This window comes from Bradyrhizobium sp. MI1.10, assembly GCF_055811035.1.
The window spans coordinates 1-845 of sequence record NZ_JBVVPN010000146.1 but is presented as its reverse complement, the minus strand read 5'-3'; the positions used below and the strand labels follow the sequence as shown (position 1 = coordinate 845).

Sequence of the window (845 nt, the reverse complement as noted above, 5' to 3'; positions counted from 1 at the left end):
CCCTCCCAATGTCCCGGCACTGCTCGATCGGCAGCTTCAGCAGGGCGCTCACTGATCATGATCTCCGGCGAGACAAATCCCTTGCCTCGCCTGCGTACGCGCGCTCTGGGCATCCGTAACACACGCCCTGTTCGCAAGCAGGCCGTCAGCTCGCGGCGTAGCGCGCCACGGCCCTGAACGAAGAGGGCTTGATAGATAGCTTCGTGGCTGATGCGCATCGTCTTGTCGTCCGGGAAGTCGATCGGCAAGCGTCGAGCAATCTGCTCAGGGCTCCAGGCTTTGGCCCATCGCCGATCCTTGCGCTGGCCATGCCGCCGCCCCTTCCACGGAACGGCGGGACCAGGAACGGGAGCGCCGGTCGGGGCTACGACGCCGCCAGCAAGTCTTTCCTCCACATAAGTGCGCAAGGTTGCATTGAGCGCAAGCTTGGTCGGCTTAGGCCGGCGGGCGGATCGATCCGCATGCCATTGGGCAGTTATTGCCCGATACTCCAACCCGCCGCCGCGAGTGGCCGCGTTGCGCCGCAGTTCACGGGAGACTGTGGAAGCAGCCCGCCCCAGGCGACGTCCAATCTCCTGTATGGAATGGCCCTGCACCTTGAGAAGTGCGATCTCCTCGCGCTCATTCAACGAGAGATACCGCCCGGACAGTGCCTTTGCCGAAGATCTGAACATCGCTGGTGGCATGCCGCCCGCCTTTCGGAATAATCTGCTTCCGACAGGTTGTGACAATCCGGCTTCGAGTGCAGCATCTTCGCTGCTTAACCCAGCGGCAATCGCCCGCCAAAATTTATTCTGTTCATCGCGCCCGGCAACAGAGGGCCGTCCTGGCGACGGCAATGGGGC

At 62.8% G+C, this 845-nt stretch carries 1 protein-coding gene; it reads right to left on the bottom strand.

Annotated elements, in window-relative coordinates; translation table 11 throughout:
• On the bottom strand, positions 1 to 839 hold an 839-nt coding region (locus AC0L3K_RS40645; protein WP_473368210.1), incomplete at its 3' end, for a transposase.
• Positions 840 to 845 lie beyond the last annotated feature (6 nt).